Genomic DNA, 1478 nt, shown 5'->3' with positions numbered 1-1478 from the left:
GCTCGGGGCTGTTCTCCGAGTTCAACATCCCGGCAGGTTCGGAGCCTTCGATCGACCGGGCGCTGGTCATCATGCTGGTCTCGCTGTCCATGCTGGCCCTGGGCATCTTCGGGCCGGGCATTGCGACCGGGCTGGTGTCCGGCGGCCCGCAGCTTGGCGCGGGCGCGATGGCCGGTGCTGCCATCGGCGCAGCCGGAACCGCCGTTGCGGTCGGCGCTGCTGCTACGGGTGTCGGCGGCGCCGTGGCGGCCGGAGCGCGTATGGCGCCCGCAGCCGCCAAAGCAGGGGTCAGTGGCGCCCGTTCGATGGCATCGACCGCCAGCAGCGCCAAGTCGGCCTATCAGGCGGGCTCCGCTTCGGCCGGTGGCGGCCTCCAGGGCGCCGCCGCCGGTGTGGGCAATGTCGCCAAGACTGGCGCGCAGGCAGCCGGGCAGAAGGTGGCCCAAGGCGCACGCTCGATGAAGGAGCGCGTCGCCGCCGCCTTCCGGCCTGATGACGCCGGATCGGCGTCGGGGGACAGTGCCGCACGGGCTGCGAGCGAATCTCCCGTCACAGCCCCATCCACCGCACAACCCGCTTGGGCCAAGCGCCTGCACCGCAGGCAGCAGCTCACCCATGCCGCCACGACCGCCGCCCACACGCTGCGCGGCGGCGACGGCGGCAGCTCCAGCCAGGGGCCAAGCCTGCGTGATTCCGATTCCTGATCTTCAAGGAGAACCCTCATGCGATTCAAAAGACCGCAGGTGCGCTACGCCGATACGCCGCAGCCTGCCACCCCCTACCAATCCGCCGCGCAGGTCTGGGACGACCGTATCGGCTCGGCCCGCGTGCAGGCCAAGAACTGGCGCTTCATGGCCTTTGGCTGCCTCACGTTGGCCGTGCTGATGGCGGGCGGGCTGGTCTGGCGCTCGGCGCAGTCCATCGTCACGCCCTACGTTATCGAGGTGGACAACGCGGGCCAGGTGCGCGCGGTCGGTGAAGCCGCTACGCCGTATCGGCCCAGCGATGCCCAGGTGGCCTATCACCTGGGCCGCTTCATCGGCCTGGTGCGCTCGCTGTCCATCGACCCCATCGTGGTGCGGCAGAACTGGCTGGATGCCTACGACTACACCACTGACAAGGGCGCCGTGGTGCTCAACGAGTACGCCCGCGTGAACGATCCGTTCGCGCGCATCGGCAAGGAGTCGGTGACGGTGCAGATCACCAGCGTGACCCGCGCCAGCGACACGTCTTTCAACGTGCGCTGGACGGAGACGCGCTTTGTCAATGGCGCGCTGGATCGCACCGAACGCTGGAACGCCGTGGTTTCCATCGTGCAGCAGACGCCGCGCACCGAGCAGCGCGTGCGCAAGAACCCTCTGGGTATCTACGTCAACGGGCTGTCGTGGAGCCGCGAACTGGAAGGAAACGAAGGAGCAAAGCCATGAATGATCTTTTCCGTAAATCCGCCTTGCCGATCATGTTGCTTGCCCTCGCGG

The 1478-nt window shown here is 68.3% G+C and carries 1 protein-coding gene and 1 pseudogene; both read left to right on the top strand.

All coding sequences use genetic code 11. The annotated features are described in order from the left end of the window. Window positions 1-704, top strand: a pseudogene (locus DBR23_RS31875) (P-type conjugative transfer protein TrbL); the annotation flags it as partial. Window positions 705-722: 18 nt separating this feature from the next. After that, window positions 723-1427 (top strand): conjugal transfer protein TrbF, encoded by a 705-nt coding sequence (gene trbF / locus DBR23_RS26475; protein WP_024537618.1) that lies wholly within the window; start codon window positions 723-725, stop codon window positions 1425-1427. The last annotated feature ends 51 nt before the right edge of the window (window positions 1428-1478 follow it).

It is taken from the genome of Acidovorax sp. HMWF018 (assembly GCF_003061035.1).
In the GTDB taxonomy this organism is placed as follows: domain Bacteria; phylum Pseudomonadota; class Gammaproteobacteria; order Burkholderiales; family Burkholderiaceae_C; genus Acidovorax; species Acidovorax delafieldii.
Note: the sequence above shows the minus strand (reverse complement) of the source record. Positions and strands in the feature narration are given on the sequence as shown.